A 6,597-nucleotide genomic window follows, 5' to 3' on the forward strand; every position below is an offset into this window, starting at 1 on the left:
ACAAACGTCGAAAGTACTTGGTTGGAAGCGACCTGGGAGGATAGAAAGCCGCTGAATAAAAAAGACACTCAAGCGAGTGTCTTTTTTATTTGTCGGAACTCTATCCTACCGGGGGTACCCGGGATAGCGTGCGAACCGATTTGAAGGAGCGGAGCGACGCACAAAGAGAGTGAGTAGCATGCAGAAGCCAGCTTACGAACAATTTTTGAAGGAACGAAGAGACGTACAAAAATACGTGAGTAATGAGCGGCGCTAGCCAGAGAACGCTTTTTAAAGGAACGTAGTGACGCATAAAAAGCAGTGAATCGGCTATGTAGAAGCAAGTAGCGAACGCCTTTTGAAGGAGCGAAAGCAACGCACAAAAGGCAGTGAGTCACTGTGCGGCACTGATAGAAAGCCGCAAGTGTGAGTACACACCTAAAAGCGTTAATAACTTAAAACGTAAAAATAACTATATATATATTTATTTAAGTTTGGGATAGCGTACGAACCGATTTGAAGGAGCGAAGCGACGCACAAAGAGAGTGAGTAGCATGCAGAAGCCAGCTTACGAACAATTTTTGAAGGAACGAAGAGACGTACAAAAATACGTGAGTAATGAGCGGCGCTAAGCAGAGAACACATTTTGGAGGAGCGAAGCGACACTCAAAATGTAGTGAGTCACTGTGCGGCACTGATAGAAAGCCGCTGATTAGAAAAAGCACATGTGATGAACATAGTGCTTTTTTTATTTATGTAAAAGGCTTTCTATCCGAGCGGGGGACCCGGGATAGCGTACGAACCGATTTGAAGGAGCGGAGCGACGTACAAAGAGAGTGAGTAGCATGCAGAAGTCAGCTTACGAACGCCTTTTGAAGGAACGAAAGTGACGCACAAAAGGCAGTGAGTCACTATGCGGCACTGATAGAAAGCCGCTGAATAAAAAAGACACTCAAAAAAGTGTTTTTTTATTTGTCGTAACTCAAAGTAATGCATTATAGGTTATTAACAGTTTTTTAGGAAGTAAGTGAAGTAATTTTTTTGAAAATGTACATAAATTATAAAATACATTAGAAAAAATACATATTGTGATTTAAATATTTTTAAAAATTGAATTAATAATTTACATTACGAAAAAAAGAATTTTTAAAAAAGTAAATATTAAGTTATAAATAAATTATTTTAAATTTAATATTTATTTTTCTATTTTTTTCGGGTAGAATATTAACAATTATATATTGTTTACAAATTTATTTTGTGATTGTTCATGAGAGGAGTAAGGTGTATGAGAGCTGTTTTTAAAAAGTTTATGGATGAAAACACAGTATTGCACCGATGGATTAGTTATGGATTTACAATGTTGTTGATTTTGGCAACAGCATATTTCACACCCGGACAGGAAAAACTTGCAAGTAATGCAGGCACATGGGTCGTCTTATTCATTCTATTCTATACTCTTCTTACCCGAAGAATTCTTGAAACACTTATTTTTGCCAATGTTTTAGGATTGGCGATGATTCACGGACTCGGATTTATTGACGGTTTTAAAGAACAACTTTTCAAAACTATGTCAGGAGAAGATTTTATTTGGCTTATTTTGCTCTGTTGTTCATTGAATGTGTTTAATAAATTTTTGAACAAAACAGGTGCATTGGGTGCATTCGCCGGAGTAATCAAATCACGTATAAAATCGGGAAAACAATTAAATATGGCAACTTGGCTTTTACAATTTCCGTTGTTTTTTGACGACTACATGACAATGGCAATAGGCGGAAGTATTATGGCACCTATGTATGATGAGATGAAAGTACCGAGAGAAGAAGGTGCATATCTTATACATACTCTTGCCGTACCGCTTCGTGTATTGTTTCCTATTACATCTTGGGCTGCATTTATGAGCGGATGTTTTATTTCCACGGGTATAGTATCTGAAAGCGAAGGAATGATGGCATTCATTCGTTCAATACCTTTCAATTTTTATGCAATGATTTCAATTGTCGGAACATTTCTCTTTGCAGCAGGTATTTTACCGAAAATAGGAGGATTGAAAAAACCGGATCCTTCACAATGTATAGAATTTGCAGAAGCGGAAGATGTTTCTGAAGATAAAAAGAAAGGAACATTGTGGGACTTTTTTATACCTATTGTATTTTTAGTAGTAATGTTCTTCTACTTTGATTTCGATACAGTTTCATCAATGGTTGTAGTAATTCCGGTAACTGTAGGCTACTATCTTTTAAGAGGCATTATGGGAGCTTCAGACGTTGAAGAATGTCTTGTAAGCGGATTTTCAGAATTTATGAGTTTGATTATATTGTTCTGTGCTTCATACATGCTTAATGATGTTTTGATCGGATTGGGATATATTGATTATCTTGCAGAAACCGTAAGACAATTTGTAAATCCGAATTTATTGCCGGTACTCGTATTTTTAGTATTTTGTATTTCTGAATGTATTATGTCGCTTAGTTGGGGACTTATTCTTATTACATTCCCGATACTTGTACCTGTAGCTGCAGCAATAGGCGCAAATCCGTACATGGTAGCTGCCGCAATTGTTTCCGCATGTTGTTTCGGATCTAATATGTGTTATATTTGTGACTACACAATGCTGTCATCATCAGTATTCGGACTTAAAGCTGGATACCATGCTTCGACATGCGTACCGTATTCGATAATTTTTGCGGTAATCACTGCTGTATTTTATTTAATAGCAGGATTTATATTTTAATATGAGTTAGTAAGAATATTTCAAAGGAGGAATTTTTATGCAGGAAATAAGAAAATCAATCTACACGTTTACCAAGGATATGAAACCGGTAGCAAAAGCAAAAAAACGGTGAAGTTGTAAAATTCATTATTAAAGACTGTTTTGACGGTCAAATAAAAAGTGAAAAAGATATTACTACCGAAGTTGATTGGCATCACTCCAATCCTGCAGCAGGACCTCTTTATGTTGAAGGTGCGGAAGTCGGAGATGTACTTGCCGTAGACATATTGGATATATCTGTCGCTGATAGAGGATTCGTATGTACTGTTCCTGAATGCGGATCGTTTGCAGAAAAAGCGGAACTTAGAACAAACGGATTGAGAGTTGAAGGTGGAAAAATATACTGGGACAAACACAATATGGTATGGCCGGCAGCCCCGATGATCGGCGTTATAGGAACGGCACCGGACGGAGAAGATATGCCTACCGCATTTGTAGGAAATCATGGAGGAAATATGGATAATGCCATGATTCAGAAAGGCGTAAGAATGTGGTTTCCGGTAAGAGTGGAAGGTGCGTTACTTGCAATGGGCGATTTACACGCTGCAATGGGTGACGGAGAAGTTTGCGGTTGCGGTATAGAAATTGCCGGAGAAGTAATTGTGCGAGTAAGAATTTTGAAAAACTTCAAGCTTAACTGGCCCTTGCTTGAAACAAAAGATGCATACTATGTAAATGCGCGTGGTGCAACATGTGATGAAGCTATTCATTCAGGATATGTGGAACTCCATAGACTTATATCTCAAGCATATGAACTTGACTACACGGATACTGCAATGTACATGTCGATACAAGGATTGCTCTCGGCAAATCAAGCATGTCTCGTAGAACAAGCCGGCGGAGACTCATTCAGAGTAGGTACACCTAAAGTATTGAATAAAAAACCTCTGATAAGTTTAGATTAAAATAAAAGAAACTTTCTTGTGAAGTTTAACTTTGCAAGAAAGTTTTTTATTTGCGAATTCGGAAAATTTTGTTATACTATATAATATAATGATAAATATCAATATAAATTTATATACATCGGAGGTTATAACATGAAATTGACAGAAGAAATGAAAGAATTGGTAAAAACTGAATTGGCATATATTGCAACTGCCGACAATGAAGGTAATCCTAATGTAGGACCTAAAAGAACTATGAGAGTCCTTGACGATACACATCTTATTTTCTGTGAAAACACAGACGGAAAACATCATGCGAATATCAAAGCAAACGGAAAAATATCGGTTACTTTCATACAAAGAGAAAAGAACTTCGGATTCAGATTTGACGGAACAGCAAAGAGTTACACAGATGAAGAACACATGGAACTCGCAAAAGAAAAAGCCGGTGTACGTCCGAAAGCTGCAGCAGTTATTATTGAAATTAAAAAAATTTATACAATGGCATCCGGTCCTAAAGCAGGAAAATTATATGTAGAAGAATAAATTAAAGCCTTCAAAAGTTTTATAATTTAAGGTGATCGAAATTAATATCGGAGTTGGAATTAAACTGACTCCGGTATTTTTTGTATTGAATTAAAATATATATTATAAAACACTAAGATATTTTTTAAATATACGTTACAATTTTATTTAATTTAGAATAAAATATATATAATAAAGCTATTAAACTATGACTTTATTAGATATTTTTGAGTCTAAAATTTCAATTTTTTAAAATTATTGATTATAAAAGGAGGTACATATGTTGGAAGTTAAAGGTGCAATTTATGCATTTTCAAAGGATGCAAAACCGGTAGCAACAGTAAAAAATAATGACATTGTGAAATTTGTTATTCATGACTGTTATGAAGGTCAGATAAAGACGGAAAAAGATGTTGCAGCATCGGTAGATTGGAAACATACGAATCCGGCAGCCGGTCCTGTATACATTGAAGGCGCGGAAGCGGGAGATGCACTTGCAGTAGACATATTGGATATCTCCGTTGCAGATCAAGGTGTGGTATGTTCAATTCCTGAATGCGGACCTTTTGCAGCAAAAAGCGAATTGCGTACACATGTAATGAAAATAAAAGACGGAAAAGTATATTGGGACAAGCACAATATGGTATGGCCGGCAGCACCGATGGTAGGTGTTATAGGTACAGCTCCTGACGGAGAAGATATTGCAACCGGATTTGTAGGAAATCACGGCGGAAATATGGATAATCCGATGATACAAAAAGGTGTTCGCATGTGGTTCCCCGTAAGAGTAAAAGGCGCATTGCTTGCAATGGGAGATTTACATGCAACGATGGCGGACGGAGAAGTTTGCGGAAACGGTATAGAAATAGCCGGAGAAGTAATTGTAAGAGTAAGTATACTTAAAAACTTCAAACTCAATTGGCCCGTACTTGAAACAAAAGATGCGTACTACGTAAATACACGTGGTGCTACATGTGATGAAGCTATTCATTCAGGATATGTAGAACTGCACAGATTGATTTCCAATGCATATGGATTGGATTACACAGATACATCGATGTACATGTCGATTCAAGGACTTCTTTCAGCAAACCAAGCATGTTTGGTAGCTGAAGCCGGTGGAAATTCATTCAGAGTAGGAACACCTAAAGTATTGAATAAAAAACCGTTGATAGGTTAAAACAAATAAATTGACCGGAAGTGATAAAGCTTCCGGTTTTTGCATGCTTTTAATCGTTAAATAAAGTGCAACTTTACCTATTTTTGTTGTATGCAGTCAATATTATATTGTATTTGTGATTCGTAATTTACCATGTATTTTATAGAATTCAGTAAGTCTTTTTTATTTTGGGATATTTTTTGATTCGGTATGCGACTTTGCTTGTGCGTAGTTATTCGTTGAACGGATTTTTTTCGATATTTGACGGTTTTTTGTTAAATTTGCAAGGTTTAAATTTAATATATAATGATAATCGGAAATGGGAAGTGATACTTTTCAGAATAATATTATAAGTTTGATAAAATTACTTTTATACCACTTTCTGAAGCTATCGTTTTTATATTAAACATTTCTTTTGAAATTGAAAGTCAATTTAAAGAATTATAAATTATCGGTGCAAAAAATATTATAAACATAAATTGAACGTGAGAAAAGTAATGAATGATATTACAACCGGAAGAAGTCTTACATAAAAATCATATCCGGAGTAAAACTGATGCGGATATATGAATATGTGCAGTTTATAAATTATTTTATAAAAATAAAATTTTAATCACATAAATTGTACGTAATATATATACAAATTATATTTAGTTAGTGTATAATGATGAATTGAATGAAATATTTAAATTTATATATTTATAAACTTTTTATATATTTGTAATTATTAAACAAATAAGGAGAATTAAATGAACAAAATTCATAAAATTATTTGGAGCAAGGTACGTCATTGTTACGTGGTTGTTTCGGAAATTACGAAACGTGACGGAAAGTCTGTCGGAGGATTTTTCACTAGTAGAAAAAGAAATCTGACACTTGCTCTATTAACTTTTTTAAGTTTGTCATCCGTTATTTCTTTCCCCGTATATGCGGATACCATAGGTACTTATCATGCAGGAGATCTTAAGTATGATAAAGACCGTGGTAATAAAGCTAGCTGGGATAACAATCATACGGTGACAGACGAAGATTACGGTACGATTGGACTAAAAGATAATGTCGGAGCTCCTCGTATTAAGTATCTTATGGGCCTGATTAGCGGTGATGATGTTGCAGGAAATAAAGCTGGTTTGCTTCAAGAGTTGAAGCATAGAACAGCCATAGGAAATAAGTTTCGTGTATTTGGATTCGGGGCAACGGCATATGGTTATGGTACTAATGCAGTAGGTGAAGGTTCATTGGCAGTCGGACATGCTGCAACGACAAATGGTAATGAAGGT

5 protein-coding genes are annotated in these 6,597 nt (G+C 35.6%); all 5 read left to right on the forward strand.

Going from position 1 to position 6,597, the window contains the following annotated elements:
• Positions 1-1,264: 1,264 nt before the first annotated feature.
• Entirely contained in the window at positions 1,265-2,710 is a 1,446-nt protein-coding gene (locus P6922_RS05985; RefSeq protein WP_276875053.1) for a Na+/H+ antiporter NhaC family protein, read from the forward strand.
• Positions 2,711-2,862: 152 nt separating this feature from the next.
• The gene (locus tag P6922_RS05990; RefSeq protein WP_276875059.1) at positions 2,863-3,654 is read left to right on the forward strand and encodes an acetamidase/formamidase family protein; all 792 of its coding nucleotides are present in this window, start codon (positions 2,863-2,865) and stop codon (positions 3,652-3,654) included.
• A 132-nt stretch (positions 3,655-3,786) separates the two neighbouring features.
• Positions 3,787-4,179: a pyridoxamine 5'-phosphate oxidase family protein gene (locus P6922_RS05995; RefSeq protein ID WP_007554132.1), complete on the forward strand. Its 393-nt coding sequence runs from the start codon at positions 3,787-3,789 to the stop codon at positions 4,177-4,179.
• A 259-nt stretch (positions 4,180-4,438) separates the two neighbouring features.
• Positions 4,439-5,338 carry an acetamidase/formamidase family protein gene (locus tag P6922_RS06000; RefSeq protein ID WP_276875055.1) on the forward strand — a complete coding sequence of 300 codons (900 nt, stop codon included), beginning with the start codon at positions 4,439-4,441 and terminating at the stop codon, positions 5,336-5,338.
• Positions 5,339-6,066: 728 nt separating this feature from the next.
• The coding region (locus P6922_RS06005) for an ESPR-type extended signal peptide-containing protein (protein ID WP_276875057.1) at positions 6,067-6,597 on the forward strand (531 nt) is incomplete at its 3' end.

It is taken from the genome of Dialister micraerophilus (genome assembly GCF_947090205.1).
Classification (GTDB): Bacteria; Bacillota; Negativicutes; order Veillonellales; family Dialisteraceae; genus Dialister; species Dialister micraerophilus.

Excerpts from the sequence above, each read along its gene's own strand:
- P6922_RS06000 (WP_276875055.1), top strand. The coding sequence starts at position 4,439 with ATGTTGGAAGTTAAAGGTGCAATTTATGCATTTTCAAAGGATGCAAAA.
- P6922_RS05985 (WP_276875053.1), top strand. The coding sequence starts at position 1,265 with ATGAGAGCTGTTTTTAAAAAGTTTATGGATGAAAACACAGTATTGCAC.
- P6922_RS05995 (WP_007554132.1), top strand. The coding sequence starts at position 3,787 with ATGAAATTGACAGAAGAAATGAAAGAATTGGTAAAAACTGAATTGGCA.